The organism is Pseudomonas luteola NBRC 103146, from assembly GCF_002091675.1.
GTDB lineage: Bacteria > Pseudomonadota > Gammaproteobacteria > Pseudomonadales > Pseudomonadaceae > Chryseomonas > Chryseomonas luteola.
Genome location: NZ_BDAE01000004.1, coordinates 199,499 through 216,340, shown reverse-complemented (window position 1 = coordinate 216,340; position 16,842 = coordinate 199,499). Strand labels below are relative to the sequence as shown.

The following is a 16,842-nucleotide window of genomic DNA, read 5'->3' as shown; positions in this document are numbered from 1 at the left end:
ACCATGAGCCTGATCGCTTCCGACCAGTTCCGCATTGTTGTAGGCCTTGGCAAGAGTGGCATGTCGCTGGTTCGCCATTTGGCGCGCCAAGGTGTTCCATTCGCTGTGGTGGACACGCGGCAAAACCCGCCTGAGCTGGAAACACTGCGCACCCACTATCCTCAGGTGGAGGTGCGCTGTGGTGAGTTGGATGCTGATTTTTTGAGCCGCGCCAGTGAGCTTTATGTCAGCCCCGGCTTGTCATTGCAGACGCCTGCAATTCAGAGGGCGGCGGAGCAGGGCGTCAGGCTCTCCGGTGACATTGAATTGTTTGCCCGTCTGGCCAAGGCGCCCATCGTTGCGATTACTGGGTCTAATGCTAAAAGTACCGTAACGACCCTTGTTGGTGAAATGGCTTGCAAGGCGGGCAAGCACGTCGGCGTAGGCGGAAACCTTGGCACGCCGGCGTTGGATCTATTGGACGACAATGTCGACCTTTATGTGCTTGAGCTGTCCAGTTTTCAATTGGAAACCTGTGAGCGGTTGAACGCTGAGGTGGCCACGGTATTGAACGTCAGTGAAGATCACATGGATCGCTACAGTGGTATGGCTGCTTACCATCTGGCCAAGCACCGGATCTTCAGAGGCGCACGTCAGGTGGTCGTCAATCGGGATGATCCCTTGTCTCGCCCGTTGGTGTCCGAGCAAGTCCCATGTTGGACATTTGGTTGTGGTCAGCCGGATTTCAACGGCTTCGGCCTGCGTGAGCACGACGGTGAGAAGTGGCTGGCTTTTCAGTTCGATCCGCTCATGCCTGTAAAGGACCTAAAGATTCGTGGCGCCCATAATCAGGCCAATGCCTTGGCTGCGTTAGCCTTGGGACATGCTGCCGGATTGCCTTTCGAGCCGATGCTGGAAGCACTTCGCGAGTTTTCAGGTTTGGCTCACCGTTGCCAGTGGGTAGGTGAGAAGGCTGGTGTGCACTATTACAATGATTCAAAAGCTACCAACGTAGGTGCTGCGTTGGCTGCTATCGAAGGATTGGGAAGCGATATCGCAGGCAAACTGGTGCTTTTGGCTGGCGGCGATGGCAAAGGAGCCGATTTCGAACCGCTCCGCAAACCGATAAGTGCTTTCTGCCGCGCAGTCGTTCTGCTTGGACGGGACGCTGAACGCTTGGCTGAATCCTTGAATACCGATATCACGATCGTTCATGTCTCCACACTAGAGCAAGCCGTCGAGAGAGCCGCAGCGTTAGCCGAGCCTGGTGATGCTGTTCTCTTGTCTCCAGCGTGCGCAAGCCTGGACATGTTCCGTAATTTTGAAGAGCGTGGGCGGTTGTTTGCTCAGGCCGTGGAGGCGCTTAATTGATGTTTTCCTTGCTGCGCCCTTATCCTTCGCCGCTCATCAGCCGGAACGGTGTTGATCTTGACTTTCCTTTGCTGGCTGGCTGTCTGGCCTTGCTCGGTTTGGGCTTGGTCATGATCACTTCCGCATCGTCGGAAGTAGCAGCCGCTCAGGCTGGAAACCCCCTCTATTACATGATTCGACACCTGATCTATCTGGCTATAGGTATCGTGGGTTGCGGAGCCACGCTCATGATCCCAATGGCTACCTGGCAGCGTTTTGGTGGAACTCTGCTAATTGCCGCATTCGCCTTGCTGATTATGGTGTTGATTCCCGGAATTGGCCGTGAAGTAAATGGATCGCTGCGCTGGATCGGCTTCGGCTTGTTTAACGTTCAGCCTTCCGAAATAGCCAAGGTATTCGTTGTGATTTACCTGGCCGGCTATCTGGTGCGGCGAGAGCAGGAAGTGCGACGTAGCTGGGCCGGTTTTTTCAAACCTTTCATTGTGTTGCTTCCGCTGGCCATGCTTCTGCTGCGTGAGCCAGACTTCGGGGCAACGGTTGTCATGATGGGTGCAGCCGCTGTCATGCTGTTTCTGGGTGGCGTAGGGTTGTTCCGTTTCATTCTGATGGTGGCCCTGGCTGTTCTGGCGGTGTTTATCCTGGTTCAGACCCAGGAGTACCGTATGCAGCGTCTCATCACCTTTACCGACCCTTGGGCTGATCAGTTTGGGTCGGGCTACCAGCTCACTCAGGCATTAATCGCTTTTGGCCGAGGAGGCTGGTTCGGGCTTGGCTTGGGTAACAGCATCCAGAAGCAGTTCTACCTGCCAGAGGCTCACACTGACTTTGTATTTGCCGTTCTGGCAGAAGAGTTGGGGCTTGTCGGAGCCTTGGCCACCGTCGGGTTGTTTCTCTTTGTATGCGTACGCGGCCTTTACATTGGCTATTGGGCAGAGCAGGCCAAACAGTATTTTGCAGCCTATATGGCGTATGGACTTTCCATGCTCTGGATTGGCCAGTTCCTGATCAATATCGGCGTAAATGTCGGGCTATTGCCTACCAAGGGACTGACACTGCCATTTTTAAGCTATGGCGGAAGTTCGCTGATCATCTGCTGCATCAGCATGGCATTGTTGCTTAGGATCGAGTGGGAAAGACGGACACTCATGAACGACGAGGAAGTTGAGTTTTCGGAAGAGGATTTTGCTGATGTCCGGTAATGTCCTCATCATGGCAGGCGGTACTGGGGGACACGTTTTTCCCGCGCTGGCCTGCGCCAGGGAGTTTGAAAGTCGGGGGTATACCGTTCATTGGCTGGGTACGCCTCGTGGTATTGAAAATGATGTCGTCCCGCAAGCAGGTCTTCCCTTACACCGTATTACCGTTACCGGACTGCGTGGTAAGGGTATGCAGTCACTGCTGAAAGCTCCCTTTCAGCTCAGCGGAGCCCTAATGCAGGCGCTCGGCATCATGCGTACTCTCAAGCCTGTCTGTGTGCTGGGTATGGGTGGCTTCGTCACGGGGCCTGGCGGTATGGCGGCTCGTCTGTCTGGCGTTCCTCTTATTATTCACGAGCAGAATGCAGTTGCCGGTACTGCAAACCGCTTGCTTGCGCCTATCGCAAAAAAAGTATGCGAAGGTTTTCCTGCCACGTTCGCCGCGTCTCCCAAGCGGTTAAGTACAGGTAACCCTGTTCGCAAGGAGCTTTTCCTGCAAACCGTACGGCCTTCTTTTGAAGGGCGTAGGGCCAATCTGCTGATTTTGGGTGGCAGCCTTGGTGCAGAGCCTATCAATAAACTTGTGCCTGAAGCGCTTGCTCAGGTATCCGCCGGCCTGCGTCCTAACGTGAAACACCAGGCAGGGCGGCAGCATGCTGAAGTAACACTGCAGCGCTATAGCTCCTCGAATCTTGATGCAGAGGTGATGCCATTCATCTCGGATATGGCTCAGGCTTATGCCTGGGCTGACCTTGTGATCTGCCGCGCAGGTGCACTGACGGTAAGTGAGCTTACGGCCGCAGGCTTGCCGGCATTTCTGATCCCACTGCCTCATGCCATTGATGATCACCAGACACGCAATGCTGAATTTTTGGTGAACGAGGGCGCAGCCCTTTTGTTCCCGCAGAAAATGACTGATGCGACGGCGATTGCCGCACAGCTAACTGAGGTTTTGATGCAACCCGAACGATTGACTGCCATGGCCACTCGTAGCCATGCCCTGGCTAAGCCTGATGCAACCCGAGCCGTGGTAGATGCCTGCCTGGAGGTGGCCAATGGTTAAATCCCAGAGCGCAATCCAGGCAGAAGTGCGTCGTATGCGTAGCATTCGGCGAATTCATTTTGTAGGAATCGGCGGCGTAGGCATGTGTGGAATTGCCGAGGTTCTGCTCAATCTGGGGTACGAAGTATCCGGCTCCGACCTCCGGGCTTCTCCTGTTACCGAGCGCTTGCAGCAATTTGGTGCCAAGATTTATATAGGTCATAGCGCCGAAAACCTTGAGCGCGTGGACGTACTAGTCGTTTCCAGCGCTATCAACAAGTCCAACCCTGAAGTGGCAGCCGCCCTGGAAAACCGTATTCCTGTGGTTCCTCGCGCTGAAATGCTGGCTGAGCTAATGCGGTACCGGCATGGAATTGCAGTAGCAGGTACTCATGGGAAAACCACAACGACAAGTCTGATTGCTTCCGTGCTGGCGGCCGAAGGCCTCGATCCTACCTTTGTCATCGGTGGTCGCCTGAATGCAGCGGGGACTAATGCTCAACTTGGAACCAGTCGTTATCTCGTTGCCGAGGCTGATGAAAGTGATGCGAGCTTTCTGCATCTTCAGCCTATGGTGGCGGTAGTAACCAATATCGACGCCGATCACATGGATACGTATGAAGGGGACTTCAGTCGGCTGAAGAAAACCTTTATCGATTTTCTGCATAATCTGCCCTTCTATGGACTGGCTGTATTGTGCGTTGACGATCCGGTCGTGCGTGAGATTATTCCTCAGGTTGCGCGTCCCACGGTGACTTACGGCACCAGCGAGGATGCAGACGTACGCGCAGTCGATATCCGTCAAAAAGGCATGCGTACCTATTTCACCGTACTTCGCAATGGTCGTGAACCCTTGGCGGTGTCTGTGAACATGCCAGGAGTACACAATGTACTCAACGCCCTGGCGACTATCGCCATTGCAACAGATGAAGGGCTTAGCGATGACGCCATCGTGGCGGGCCTGTCTGAATTCCAGGGAGTAGGTCGTCGCTTTCAGGTATACGGTGAACTGCCTGTCGAAAATGGCAGTGTGATGCTGGTAGATGATTATGGTCATCATCCCCGTGAAGTGGCTGCGGTAATAAAGGCCGTTCGTGGTGGTTGGCCTGAGCGCCGCCTGGTCATGGTTTATCAGCCCCATCGCTATAGCCGTACACGTGATTTGTACGATGATTTCGTGCAGGTCCTGGCTGATGCCAATGTATTGTTGTTGATGGAAGTCTATCCGGCAGGTGAAGAGCCGATTCCAGGTGCCGACAGCCGCCGTCTCTGTCATAGTATCCGTCAACGTGGTCAGCTAGACCCAATCTACATCGAGCGTGGTACCGAGCTTGCTCCTCTTATCAAGCCTCTCCTGAAGGCTGGGGATATTCTCCTCTGCCAAGGTGCTGGTGATATCGGCACTCTGGCTCCGCAATTGATAAAAAGCCCCTTGTTCAATTCTGACTTTCTGAGGAAGTCGCTATGAGCGCCATCCTTGATCCAATGTCGATCCAGCCAGCCGATTACGGTCGTGTTGCCGTGTTGTATGGTGGCAAGAGTGCCGAGCGCGAAGTTTCCCTTAATTCAGGGAAAATGGTGCTGGCTGCGCTGCAGGCTGCGGGCGTTGATGCGTTCGGTATCGATGTTGGTCAGGACCTGCTGCAGCGTTTGAACACTGAACAGGTAGACCGTGCCTTTATCGTCCTGCATGGACGGGGTGGGGAAGACGGTAGCATGCAAGGGCTGTTGGAGTGCCTGGGTATACCCTATACAGGAAGTGGGGTGCTGGCTTCCGCATTGGCCATGGATAAGCTGAAAACAAAACACCTCTGGTTGAGCCAGGGTCTGTCCACGCCTAAATACGCCGTTTTGTGCTGTGAGTCTGATTGTCGGAAGGCTGCTGAGGAACTCGGGTTTCCACTTATCGTCAAACCCGCCCATGAAGGTTCCAGCATTGGTATGGCCAAGGTGAACAGTGTTAATGAGCTGATCACTGCTTGGCAGTCCGCCTCGACGTACGATTCGCAAGTTCTTGTCGAACAATGGATTAGCGGTCCTGAGTTTACTGTCGCCCTGTTGGGCGATCAGGTACTGCCGCCTATTCGTCTGGGTACTACCCACGACTTCTATGACTATGACGCCAAATACCTGGCATCCGACACTCGCTATCAGGTTCCGTGTGGCCTTGATGAGGAGCGTGAGTTGGAACTCAAGGTATTGGCTCGTCATGCCTGTGAGGTCGTGGGGACTGCTGGCTGGGCGCGCGTTGATGTCATGCAGGATAAAGAGGGTCGGTTCTGGCTGCTGGAAGTCAATACAGTCCCCGGCATGACGGACCATAGCCTTGTTCCCATGGCAGCCAAGGCCGCAGGCCTTGATTATCAACAACTTGTCCTGACGGTTCTGGCAGGCACAATGGAGTCGAGGGGCTAACATGGTCACGACACTTCGTCATACACAACCTGGATTGGGTCGCACTCCACTTCGTGGCAAGGTACCACCGCGTGGTGCAAGCCGCCTGGTGGAAAAGGAGCCTGTCTCGGCTCGGCTGCCAAAGCCCAGCTTCAATCTCTTTAAGCGTGTGGCCTGGCCACTTCTGCTGGTAGGGCTTGGCTTCGGCACATATGAGCTGTCTCAACAGCTGCTGCCTTATGCGGATCGTCCAATCACAAAGGTGAATGTCGAAGGTGACCTGAGCTACATCAGCCGAGAGGCTGTGCAGCAACGTATCGCGCCCTATGCTGACGGGACATTCTTCTCAATCGATCTGGCCAATATGCGTCAGGCACTTGAGCAGATGCCCTGGATTGCCCATGCAGAGGTTCGCCGTGTTTGGCCGGATGAAGTCGCCATCCATCTTGAGGAGCAGCTCCCTGTTGCGCGCTGGGGGGACGAAGCCCTGCTGAATAACCAGGGCGAGGCCTTTGCACCTAAGGATCTGGCACATTACGACAACCTGCCACGCCTCTATGGGCCGCAACGTGCGCAGCAGCAGGTAATGCAGCAGTATCAATTGTTCAGTCAGATGCTGCGTCCACTTGGATTCACGGTTACGCGGCTGGAAATGCATGATCGGGGGAGTTGGTTCCTGACTACGGGTCAGGGCGTTGAATTGATTTTTGGTCGTGATGACCTCGTGGACAAGATGCGGCGCTTCGTCAAGATGTATGACCAAGTACTCAAGGATCAGATGGCCAATATTGCTCGCATCGACTTGCGTTATCCAAACGGGCTGGCGGTGGCGTGGCGTGAGCCGGTAGCTCCCACAACTGTAGCGTCAGCCCGTGCCGAATAAAGAATTGAGGAGAATTCAATAAACATGGCGAACGTGCAGAGCGGCAAGATGATCGTCGGACTGGACATCGGAACCTCAAAGGTTGTGGCCTTGGTGGGTGAGGTGTCTTCCGATGGTCAGGTCGAGATTGTGGGCATCGGCACGCATCCTTCCCGCGGTTTGAAAAAAGGCGTAGTGGTCAATATCGAATCCACGGTCCAGTCGATTCAGCGCGCAGTAGAAGAGGCCCAGCTCATGGCGGGCTGCCGTATTCATTCGGCATTTGTAGGCATTGCAGGCAACCATATCCGTAGCCTGAATTCCCACGGTATCGTGGCTATTCGTGATCGGGAGGTCAGCCCTGCTGATATCGATCGTGTTCTTGACGCAGCTCAAGCTGTGGCGATACCAGCTGATCAACGGGTCTTGCACACTTTGGCTCAAGACTATGTCATCGACAACCAGGAAGGTGTACGTGAGCCGCTTGGTATGTCCGGTGTTCGTCTGGAGGCTAAAGTCCACGTAGTGACCTGTGCCGTTAATGCTGCCCAAAATATCGAGAAATGTGTTCGTCGTTGCGGACTGGAGGTCGACGACATCATTCTTGAGCAACTGGCTTCTGCATATTCCGTTCTGACGGATGATGAGAAGGAGCTGGGCGTATGCCTGGTGGATATTGGTGGCGGAACGACTGATATAGCCATTTTTACAGAGGGCGCCATTCGTCATACGGCGGTTATTCCCATTGCAGGCGATCAGGTCACAAATGACATCGCCATGGCTTTGCGAACGCCTACACAATATGCGGAAGAGATCAAGATTCGGTATGCTTGTGCTCTGGCAAAGCTGGCGGGGGCTGGGGAGACCATCAAGGTGCCCAGTGTGGGAGAAAGGCCGCCTCGCGAACTTTCGCGTCAGGCATTGGCTGAGGTAGTAGAGCCGCGTTACGATGAGCTCTTCACGCTTGTTCAGGCAGAGTTGCGCCGCAGCGGATATGAAGACTTGATTCCGGCAGGGATCGTATTAACCGGCGGTACTGCAAAAATGGAAGGGGCAGTTGAACTTGCCGAGGAGATTTTCCATATGCCGGTGCGTCTTGGCGTACCGCAGACGGTCAAGGGGCTGACCGATGTTGTACGTAACCCAATTTATTCAACAGGTGTAGGCCTGTTGCTCTATGGGTTGCAGAAGCAATCCGACAATGTGCCGGTTGTCACCGGCGGATACAGCAGTGACGAACCCAAGAATTCAGTCCTGGAGCGTATAAAGCGCTGGGTCCAGGGCAATTTGTAATCTAATTCAATCGCGGCAGCAGTAGGCGAAAACCGAGAGGAAGAGAGGGGATTATGTTCGAGCTCGTAGACAATATTCCACAGAGCGCAGTCATTAAGGTCATCGGTGTAGGTGGTGGTGGCGGTAACGCCGTTAACCACATGGTGAAGAGCGGCGTGGAAGGCGTCGAATTCATCTGTGCCAACACGGATGCCCAGGCGCTAAAAAATGTGAGCTCTCGTACAGTGCTGCAACTTGGCCCAGGGGTAACGAAGGGCTTGGGCGCAGGTACGAACCCTGAGATTGGCCGTCAGGCAGCCATGGAAGATCGCGAGCGTATCGCGGAAGTTCTAGAAGGCGCCGATATGGTTTTCATCACTACCGGTATGGGTGGTGGTACAGGTACGGGTGCCGCCCCGATTATTGCTGAAGTTGCCAAGGAGATGGGTATCCTCACCGTCGCCGTGGTAACTCGCCCGTTCCCCTTTGAAGGTCGCAAGCGCATGCAGGTGGCTGATGAGGGTATTCGCTCCCTTTCCGAATGCGTCGACTCTCTCATTACCATCCCCAATGAGAAACTGCTGACCATTCTCGGCAAGGATGCCAGTCTGCTGGCCGCTTTCGCCAAGGCTGACGATGTATTGGCTGGCGCGGTTCGTGGTATCTCGGACATCATGCAGCGTCCTGGCTTGATGAACGTTGACTTTGCTGACGTCAAGACGGTTATGGGTGAGATGGGCATGGCCATGATGGGAACTGGTCATGCCAGCGGCCCGAACCGTGCACGTGAAGCGACTGAGGCCGCTATCCGTAATCCACTTCTGGAAGACGTCAACCTGCATGGGGCTCGCGGTATTCTGGTCAACATCACTGCAGGCCTGGATCTATCCCTGGGTGAGTACGCTGCAGTGGGCGAAATCATTGAAGACTTCGCTTCTGAGCATGCAACCGTCAAGGTCGGTGCAGTAATCGACCCGGAAATGCGCGATGAACTCCACGTTACCGTGGTTGCTACCGGTTTAGGCGCCCGTCTTGAAAAGCCGGTCAAGGTGGTCGATAACTCTACTCAGCAGGCTAACGTTGCGCCGCGTCAGGAGCATGCTGCCGTCAACTATCGTGATCTGGATCGCCCGACCGTCATGCGTAGTCAGAACCATACAAGCTCTGCTGCTGCAGCCAAGATGAATCCAAACGATGATCTGGATTATCTTGATATTCCGGCGTTCCTGCGTCGTCAGGCTGATTGAATAGATTAATCGATGCAATCTGTGTGATTGGTGGGAATTAATGGGTCGTTCTGTTATGATCGACCCATTATTGACAACTATTCGCGATCAGCGATGAACGGCAACTGTCATGATTAGACAACGCACATTAAAGAACACTATTCGCGCTACAGGCGTTGGCCTGCATTCGGGGGAGAAGGTATATCTCACTCTGAAGCCAGCGCCCGTAGACACCGGAATCGTGTTTCGCCGCATTGATCTGGACCCGGTCGTGGAAATCCGCGCCTGGGCTGAGTATGTAGGCGAAACCACGATGTCGACCAATCTCATTCAGGGTGGTGTCAAGGTCGGCACTGTGGAGCATTTGTTGTCTGCACTGGCAGGTCTGGGCATCGACAATGCGTATGTAGAACTGTCCGCCGCTGAAGTTCCAATTATGGATGGAAGCGCCGGTCCGTTCGTGTTCTTGATCCAGTCCGCTGGCATCGAAGAACAGGAATCTGCAAAGCAGTTCATTCGTATCAAGCGTGAAGTCAGCGTCGTAGACGGTGATAAGCGTGCGACGTTTGTACCGTTTGACGGGTTCAAGGTCAGCTTTGAGATCGATTTCGACCATCCAGTGGTCAGCGGTCGTACTCAGAAGGCTTCCGTAGATTTTTCCAGCACCTCCTTCCTCAAGGAAGTCAGCCGGGCTCGTACCTTTGGCTTTATGCGGGATCTGGAATTCCTGCGCTCTCATAACTTGGCTCTGGGCGGAAGCGTTGAAAACGCTATCGTTGTTGATGAGCACGGTGTACTCAACGAAGACGGTCTTCGTTATGAGGATGAGTTTGTAAAGCACAAGATACTAGACGCCATTGGCGATCTTTATCTGCTAGGCAAAAGCTTGATTGGCGAGTACCGGGGCTATAAGTCCGGGCATGCCATGAACAACCGCTTGCTACGTGCATTAATTGCTCAGCCTGATGCGTGGGAAGTTGTAACGTTCGAAGGCTCTAGCGATGCTCCTATTTCTTACATGCGGCCAGCTGCTGCGGTGTAAGGAACGCGTGTTAAAAAAGCCACCTTTAAGGTGGCTTTTTTATTCTTCTGTCTTTTTCGGCTGCGCTCTACTGGCCAGTCGCTCAAGCGCGGCGCGCAGTGAAGGGTCTGAGATACCTTCAGCCGTGGATAGCAGGCTTTCTGCAGCGACATTGGAAAGCTCGCGTCGCGGGCCTGGCTTTCGATTTGGATCAGGGTTGGGTTTGACCTTGAACAGTATCTTTTGAAGAGCTGTAAATTCTGAAGACTGCTGAAGCTGTCGAAGCAAGCGGCGCTGCTGGTAACGCAAACGTGTAGCCCAATGTCCATCCGTAATAATGAGCAGAAGACACCCGTCCTGCCAGGTTGCGACTTTACAGTGCTCGCGTGCTGCAGGTTGTAGCTGTGCATCGACTAGGCGTTGTAGGCGTTCGAGACGCTCTGCCTGATATAGTAGTGGTTTCAAGGGTTTGGCCTGCCGAAGCAAGGTGGCAGGCGCTACGGCAACAATAGGACGAAAAACCATGTGTGCGCACTCCAGACAGGGGTTGGCATGTTAACAGATGAACCTCATGAGTCGGATAAACCTATTCAGAAATCCGACCTTTGAGTGATGTCAACCTTTTCTCGTCGGCGTTTCCGAGTAGAATGCCCCATTGTCTTTTTGACGGCGCGGGCGATGGCACCGATCCGCCGCCCCCCATTTCTCCGAGTGGAAGACCCAAGTCGATATGTTTGCGCCTTTGTTAAAGAAACTCTTTGGAAGTAAAAACGAGCGAGAAGTAAAGCGCATGAGCAAGGCCGTACAGGCCGTTAATGCGTTGGAACAGCAGATTATTGGGTTGTCTGACGAGCAATTGCGTGCCAAGACGTTCGAGTTCAAAGAGCGCTTGGCGAAAGGCGAGACACTGGACGATATCCTGCCTGAAGCCTTTGCCGTAACTCGCGAAGCAGGCAAGCGCGTAATGGGTATGCGCCATTTCGACGTCCAGCTCATCGGCGGTATGACGCTTCACGAGGGCAAGATTGCCGAGATGCGTACCGGTGAAGGTAAGACATTGGTAGGAACGCTGCCGGTATATCTGAATGCCTTGTCTGGTAAAGGCGTCCACGTAGTCACCGTGAACGATTATCTGGCTCGCCGTGACGCGAACTGGATGCGCCCGCTGTATGAGTTTTTAGGGCTGACGGTAGGCATTGTCATGCCTTTCCAGCCGCCGGAGGAAAAGCGTGCGGCTTACGCAGCGGATATCACCTACGGTACCAACAATGAATTCGGCTTTGATTATCTGCGCGATAACATGGCGTTCAGTATCGAGGAGAAATATCAGCGTGAGCTGAATTTTGCCGTTGTCGACGAAGTAGACTCCATTCTTATCGACGAGGCGCGTACGCCACTGATTATTTCTGGTCAGGCGGAAGACAGCTCACAGCTGTACATCCAGATCAATAAGCTCATTCCTCGTCTTCAGCAGCACGTTGAGGCTGTGGAGGGAGAGGAGGAGAAGGAAGGCCATTACACCATTGACGAAAAAACACGTCAGGTGGAAATAACCGAGCAGGGGCACCAGTTCATTGAGGAACTGCTTACCCAGGCGGGTCTGCTGGCTGAAGGTGAAAGCCTGTACTCAGCGCATAATCTTTCTCTTCTCACTCACGTCTACGCAGCGCTTCGTGCACACAAGCTGTTCCACCGTAACGTGGAATATATTGTTCAGGACAACCAGGTCCTGCTCATTGATGAGCATACCGGCCGCACGATGCCCGGACGTCGTCTGTCCGAGGGCCTGCATCAGGCGATCGAAGCGAAAGAAGGTCTGCCTATCCAGGCTGAAAGCCAGACATTGGCTTCTACTACCTTCCAGAACTATTTCCGCCTGTATAACAAGTTGGCTGGCATGACCGGTACGGCGGACACCGAGGCGTTTGAATTCCGTCAGATCTATGGTCTGGACGTTATTGTGATTCCAACCCACAGACCGCTGGCACGTAAGGATTTCAACGACCTGGTGTATCTGACCCAGGAAGAGAAATATGCGGCGATTATCGCTGACGTCAAGCAATGCCAGGAGGCAGGTCGTCCGGTACTGGTAGGTACCGCGTCGATTGAAAGCTCCGAATACCTGTCTCATCTGCTGCAAAAGGAAGGTATTGAACACAAGGTATTGAACGCCAAATACCACGATCGTGAGGCTGAGATCATTGCTCAGGCGGGGCGTCCTGGCATGGTAACGATTGCTACCAACATGGCTGGCCGTGGTACAGACATCCTCTTGGGGGGTAACTGGGAAGCTGAAGTTGCAGCCCTTGAGAATCCTACTGAAGAGCAGATCGCTCAGATAAAGGCCGAGTGGCAGAAGCGTCACCAGCAGGTCATCGAGTCGGGTGGCCTGCATGTGATTGCCTCCGAACGCCACGAATCGCGCCGTATCGATAACCAGCTGCGTGGTCGTGCAGGCCGTCAGGGCGACCCGGGCTCCAGCCGTTTCTACCTGTCCCTTGAAGATAACCTGATGCGTATCTTCGCGTCTGATCGCGTGAAGAATTTCATGAAGGCGTTGGGCATGGAAGCAGGCGAGGCCATCGAGCACCGCATGGTAACCAATGCCATCGAGAAAGCTCAGCGCAAAGTGGAAGGTCGGAACTTCGATATTCGTAAGCAGCTGCTCGAATATGATGATGTCGCCAATGAACAGCGTAAGGTGATCTATCACATGCGTAACACCCTGCTGGAATCGCAGGATGTGGGTGAGACGATCAACGAGTTCCGCCGTGATGCGTTGGCGCAAACATTCAGCGCCCATATTCCACCGCAATCCTTGCCTGAGCAGTGGGATGTGGCAGGGCTTGAAGAAGCGATCTATAACGACTTCGGACTCAAGCTACCGATTCAGCAGTGGCTGGATGAAGACGACAAGCTGTACGAGGAAACACTTCGCGAGAAAATTCTCGAAACGCTGGTGGCGGCCTACCACGAGAAGGAAGAGATGGCAGGTGCCGAGGCTCTGCGCAGCTTCGAGAAGCAGATGCTGCTGCGTGTCATGGACGATCTTTGGAAAGATCACCTGACTACAATGGACCATCTGCGTCACGGTATTCACCTGCGTGGCTATGCGCAAAAGAACCCGAAGCAAGAGTACAAGCGCGAGTCCTTCAACCTGTTCCAGGAACTTCTGGAAAGCGTCAAGCGTGACACGATTCGTGTACTCTCTCACGTTCAGGTTCGTCGTGAAGACGCTGCCGAAGAAGAGGCGCGCATGCGTCATGAGGCCGAGGAGCTGGCCAAGCGTATGCAATTCCAGCATGCCGAAGCGCCTTCCATTGCGCAGCCTGAGGTACAGGTACCGGAAGAGGGCGAAGACACAGTCGTACCCCTTGAGCCTGCACGCAACGAGCAGAAAATAGGCCGTAACGAGCCTTGCCCGTGCGGATCCGGTAAAAAGTACAAGCATTGCCACGGCAAGCTGGACTAATGCCTGGCTGACGTGCACACGTTATGACCCTATCGCCGCGACCGGCTCAGCCGCTCGCGGCGTTTCATTGTTAGCTACAGGAGAAACCTCATGGCTGTTGGTCTCGGCCCGTTATCTACGTTACATCCTGTTCCAGGATTCGAGCTTGGTATTGCATCTGCCGGCATCAAGCGTCCTGGACGCAAGGATGTGGTTGTAATGCGTTGTGAAGAGGGTGCGCGGGTCGCTGGGGTTTTTACGACCAATGCATTTTGTGCCGCTCCGGTTGTTTTGGCGCGTAAACGATTTGCAGGTGATGTGCGTTATCTGCTGACCAACACAGGTAACGCCAATGCAGGTACCGGCGAGCCTGGAATGGCCGCTGCGGAACGTACCTGTCAAGCGCTTGCCGATTTGGCCGGAGTGGAAGCCTCAACCATTCTGCCGTTTTCAACAGGAGTGATTGGCGAGCCGTTGCCTGTCGAGAAGATCGAAGCTGCCCTGCCTGCAGCGCTGGCTGATCTTAAGGCAGACAATTGGGCCCAAGCGGCCAGCGGTATCATGACGACTGATACCCTGCCCAAGGGGGCGAGCCGGCAGTTTACCTTTGACGGGCAAACCGTCACCGTGACGGGCATCAGCAAGGGCGCCGGGATGATTCGTCCCAACATGGCTACCATGCTGGGCTACATTGCGACGGATGCAAAGGTGGCTCAACCCGTTCTGCAGGATTTGTTGCGTGACGCTTCCAATAAATCCTTCAATCGCATCACCATCGATGGCGATACCTCCACCAATGACTGCTGCATGCTGATCGCTACCGGCAAGTCATTGCTCCCCGAGATTGATAGAGCCGAAGGCGAACTGTTCGCACAGCTCAAACGAGCGATTTTCGAGGTGTCCATGGAGCTTGCCCAAGCCATCGTTCGAGACGGCGAGGGTGCAACCAAGTTTGTAACGGTGGAAGTTAACGGCGGCAAGAATCATCAGGAATGCCTGGACGTAGCCTATGCTGTGGCACATTCCCCACTGATCAAGACAGCATTGTTTGCCTCTGACCCCAATTGGGGACGCATTCTGGCTGCAGTTGGCCGGGCAGGCGTTCCGGAGTTGGATGTCAGGCTGATCGATGTTTTCCTTGGTGATGTCTGTATTGCTCAAAAAGGCGGTCGCGCCGCGACCTATACCGAGGCGCAAGGCGCTGAAGTCATGAGCAAAGAGGAAATTGGCATTCGTATTGAATTGGGTCGTGGACATTGCAGTGAGACGATCTGGACAACGGATCTGTCCCATGAATACGTGAAGATCAACGCGGAATACCGCACCTGACGCGAAACATTCCCGATTTATTGAGGAATCGTTTCATAACGCGCCTCTCTTGTGCTCCTATAGATGCATGATTGTGGATAAGGAGAGGCGCGTGTCTCTTACCCTGGTTATCGGTAACAAAAATTACTCGTCTTGGTCGCTTAGAGCCTGGCTGGTCATGGAGCTGTCCGGTGCTACCTATGACGAGCTCCAAATTCCGCTCTACACACCAGACAGCCGTGCGCGACTTAGACAGCACTCTCCTACCGGTAAGGTACCTGTCCTGAAGACCCCGGAAGGCGTCATTTGGGATTCTCTGGCAATTGCCGAGTATATGGCCGAAAACTACTCGCAAGCAGGACTGTGGCCGTCTGACGCTGCCGCGCGGGCAATGGCCCGTTCATTGTGTGCTGAAATGCACAGCGGTTTTTCAGCGTTGCGTAATCACCTGCCCATGGACCTGAAGCGCCGCCAACGGCTCGCGACAATACCTGCCGAAGCTGAAAATGACATCAAGCGTATCTGTTCCTTATGGGCAGAGTGCCGTGAGCGTTTTGGTGCAGAGGGGCCGTTCCTGTTTGGTCGTGCCAGTATTGCTGACGCTTTTTATGCCCCTGTCGCTACACGCCTGAGAAGTTATTCTGTGCCTCTTGCATCCGATGCTGATGGATATGTAGATGCCATTTACGCATGGCCTGCATTCCAACGCTGGTATGAGGAGGCATTGAAAGAGAAAGAGGTTATTTCATGAGTCGAGTTCACGTCGCAGCAGCGGTTATTCGCAATCCTCAAAGTGAAATCCTGATAGCAAAGCGATCAAAGGAGCAGCACCAGGGTGGTTTGTGGGAGTTTCCAGGTGGAAAGGTCGAGCCTGGCGAGGATGTTCAGGTCGCCCTGGCTCGTGAGCTGAGCGAAGAGTTAGGTATTCAGGTAGAGGCCTGCCGTCCATTGATCCAGGTTTGCCATGACTATACGGATAAGTCGGTTCTACTCGACGTATGGGAGGTCACTTCATTTGCAGGGGAGGCCAAAGGACTCGAAGGTCAACCGTTGGCTTGGGTACGGCCACGTGACTTGCCCGACTATGAATTTCCCGAGGCAAACATTCCTATCGTCAAGGCTGCCCGGCTACCACGCACCTATCTGATCACGCCAGGGGATCTTGAGCCGAAGGCGTTGCTTAATGGGCTTGCCAGAGCATTGGATGCAGGTATCGAGCTGGTTCAGCTGCGCACGCCTGCCTCATTCGATCCTCAATACCGTGACCTTGCAGTGGATGCGCAAGGACTCTGTGCTGGCCGTGCTCAGCTCATGCTCAAGGGGCCATTGGAATGGTTGGGTGACTTTCCGGCTGCCGGATGGCATATAACCAGCCAGCAGCTGCGCCGTTACGCTGACAATGGGCGACCTTTTCCTGAGCACCGTTGGCTGGCAGCGTCTTGTCATAATGCTGAGGAGCTTGAGCTTGCCAGGCAGATGGGAGTGGACTTCGTAACGCTTTCTCCTGTTCAACCTACCGAGTCTCACCCAGGAGCGCCGACGCTGGGATGGGGAGCCGCGGAAGCGCTTTTGAAGGCATTTAACCATCCTGCATATCTGCTAGGCGGCCTAGGGCCGGCTGACTTGTCCCGTGCCTGGGCGTCGGGTGCCCAGGGGGTAGCGGGTATCCGCGCTTTTTGGCCTGCGGACTGAACGTTGAGTTCCGGTGCTGATACGGTCA

At 54.3% G+C, this 16,842-nt stretch carries 14 protein-coding genes; 13 read left to right on the top strand and 1 reads right to left on the bottom strand.

The features are described 5' to 3' along the window. Positions 1-3: 3 nt before the first annotated feature. From murD to lpxC, 9 genes are all read left to right on the top strand, one after another. Positions 4-1,350 (top strand): UDP-N-acetylmuramoyl-L-alanine--D-glutamate ligase, encoded by a 1,347-nt coding sequence (gene murD, locus PLU01S_RS07750; protein ID WP_074824793.1) that lies wholly within the window; start codon positions 4-6, stop codon positions 1,348-1,350. Next, positions 1,350-2,549 (top strand): putative lipid II flippase FtsW, encoded by a 1,200-nt coding sequence (gene ftsW / locus PLU01S_RS07745; protein ID WP_010795317.1) that lies wholly within the window; start codon positions 1,350-1,352, stop codon positions 2,547-2,549. Before murD ends, ftsW begins: the two co-directional genes overlap by 1 nt. Next, complete coding sequence (murG, locus tag PLU01S_RS07740) at positions 2,539-3,609, top strand: undecaprenyldiphospho-muramoylpentapeptide beta-N-acetylglucosaminyltransferase (RefSeq protein WP_019366774.1); 1,071 nt, start codon at positions 2,539-2,541, stop codon at positions 3,607-3,609. Before ftsW ends, murG begins: the two co-directional genes overlap by 11 nt. Continuing rightward, positions 3,602-5,056, top strand: coding sequence for a UDP-N-acetylmuramate--L-alanine ligase (gene murC, locus PLU01S_RS07735; protein WP_010795315.1), 1,455 nt, complete (start codon positions 3,602-3,604; stop codon positions 5,054-5,056). The genes murG and murC overlap by 8 nt, the downstream gene beginning before the upstream one ends. Further along, on the top strand, positions 5,053-6,003 hold the full coding sequence (locus PLU01S_RS07730) for a D-alanine--D-alanine ligase (RefSeq protein ID WP_019366773.1): 951 nt from the start codon (positions 5,053-5,055) through the stop codon (positions 6,001-6,003). Before murC ends, PLU01S_RS07730 begins: the two co-directional genes overlap by 4 nt. Position 6,004: 1 nt before the next feature. Further along, positions 6,005-6,865, top strand: coding sequence for a cell division protein FtsQ/DivIB (locus PLU01S_RS07725; RefSeq protein WP_010795313.1), 861 nt, complete (start codon positions 6,005-6,007; stop codon positions 6,863-6,865). A gap of 24 nt (positions 6,866-6,889) precedes the next feature. Next, positions 6,890-8,137, top strand: a complete 1,248-nt coding sequence (gene ftsA, locus PLU01S_RS07720; protein WP_010795312.1) for a cell division protein FtsA — start codon at positions 6,890-6,892, stop codon at positions 8,135-8,137. A 53-nt stretch (positions 8,138-8,190) separates the two neighbouring features. Then, positions 8,191-9,363, top strand: coding sequence for a cell division protein FtsZ (gene ftsZ, locus PLU01S_RS07715; protein ID WP_010795311.1), 1,173 nt, complete (start codon positions 8,191-8,193; stop codon positions 9,361-9,363). A 109-nt stretch (positions 9,364-9,472) separates the two neighbouring features. Beyond that, positions 9,473-10,384, top strand: coding sequence for a UDP-3-O-acyl-N-acetylglucosamine deacetylase (gene lpxC / locus PLU01S_RS07710; RefSeq protein WP_010795310.1), 912 nt, complete (start codon positions 9,473-9,475; stop codon positions 10,382-10,384). Positions 10,385-10,423: 39 nt separating this feature from the next. On the opposite strand, the gene PLU01S_RS07705 is transcribed toward lpxC, so the two are convergent. After that, positions 10,424-10,888, bottom strand: coding sequence for a DciA family protein (locus tag PLU01S_RS07705; protein ID WP_010795309.1), 465 nt, complete (start codon positions 10,886-10,888; stop codon positions 10,424-10,426). A gap of 205 nt (positions 10,889-11,093) precedes the next feature. On the opposite strand from PLU01S_RS07705, the gene secA reads away from it, so the two are divergent. The 4 genes from secA to PLU01S_RS07685 all read left to right on the top strand — a co-directional run bounded on the left by secA (position 11,094) and on the right by PLU01S_RS07685 (position 16,814). Then, positions 11,094-13,835, top strand: a complete 2,742-nt coding sequence (secA, locus tag PLU01S_RS07700) for a preprotein translocase subunit SecA (protein WP_019366770.1) — start codon at positions 11,094-11,096, stop codon at positions 13,833-13,835. A gap of 90 nt (positions 13,836-13,925) precedes the next feature. Then, on the top strand, positions 13,926-15,143 hold the full coding sequence (argJ, locus tag PLU01S_RS07695) for a bifunctional glutamate N-acetyltransferase/amino-acid acetyltransferase ArgJ (protein ID WP_074824788.1): 1,218 nt from the start codon (positions 13,926-13,928) through the stop codon (positions 15,141-15,143). 91 nt (positions 15,144-15,234) lie between these two features. Further along, the gene (locus PLU01S_RS07690) at positions 15,235-15,873 is read left to right on the top strand and encodes a glutathione S-transferase family protein (RefSeq protein ID WP_019366768.1); all 639 of its coding nucleotides are present in this window, start codon (positions 15,235-15,237) and stop codon (positions 15,871-15,873) included. Next, positions 15,870-16,814 carry a Nudix family hydrolase gene (locus tag PLU01S_RS07685; protein ID WP_074824785.1) on the top strand — a complete coding sequence of 315 codons (945 nt, stop codon included), beginning with the start codon at positions 15,870-15,872 and terminating at the stop codon, positions 16,812-16,814. The genes PLU01S_RS07690 and PLU01S_RS07685 overlap by 4 nt, the downstream gene beginning before the upstream one ends. Positions 16,815-16,842: the final 28 nt, after the last annotated feature.

What these genes read in the sequence shown, in the direction of transcription:
- murD (WP_074824793.1), top strand. Translation starts at nt 4, where the DNA reads ATGAGCCTGATCGCTTCCGACCAGTTCCGCATTGTTGTAGGCCTTGGC.
- ftsW (WP_010795317.1), top strand. Translation starts at nt 1,350, where the DNA reads ATGTTTTCCTTGCTGCGCCCTTATCCTTCGCCGCTCATCAGCCGGAAC.
- murG (WP_019366774.1), top strand. Translation starts at nt 2,539, where the DNA reads ATGTCCGGTAATGTCCTCATCATGGCAGGCGGTACTGGGGGACACGTT.
- murC (WP_010795315.1), top strand. Translation starts at nt 3,602, where the DNA reads ATGGTTAAATCCCAGAGCGCAATCCAGGCAGAAGTGCGTCGTATGCGT.
- PLU01S_RS07730 (WP_019366773.1), top strand. Translation starts at nt 5,053, where the DNA reads ATGAGCGCCATCCTTGATCCAATGTCGATCCAGCCAGCCGATTACGGT.
- PLU01S_RS07725 (WP_010795313.1), top strand. Translation starts at nt 6,005, where the DNA reads ATGGTCACGACACTTCGTCATACACAACCTGGATTGGGTCGCACTCCA.
- ftsA (WP_010795312.1), top strand. Translation starts at nt 6,890, where the DNA reads ATGGCGAACGTGCAGAGCGGCAAGATGATCGTCGGACTGGACATCGGA.
- ftsZ (WP_010795311.1), top strand. Translation starts at nt 8,191, where the DNA reads ATGTTCGAGCTCGTAGACAATATTCCACAGAGCGCAGTCATTAAGGTC.
- lpxC (WP_010795310.1), top strand. Translation starts at nt 9,473, where the DNA reads ATGATTAGACAACGCACATTAAAGAACACTATTCGCGCTACAGGCGTT.
- PLU01S_RS07705 (WP_010795309.1), bottom strand. Translation starts at nt 10,888, where the DNA reads ATGGTTTTTCGTCCTATTGTTGCCGTAGCGCCTGCCACCTTGCTTCGG.
- secA (WP_019366770.1), top strand. Translation starts at nt 11,094, where the DNA reads ATGTTTGCGCCTTTGTTAAAGAAACTCTTTGGAAGTAAAAACGAGCGA.
- argJ (WP_074824788.1), top strand. Translation starts at nt 13,926, where the DNA reads ATGGCTGTTGGTCTCGGCCCGTTATCTACGTTACATCCTGTTCCAGGA.
- PLU01S_RS07685 (WP_074824785.1), top strand. Translation starts at nt 15,870, where the DNA reads ATGAGTCGAGTTCACGTCGCAGCAGCGGTTATTCGCAATCCTCAAAGT.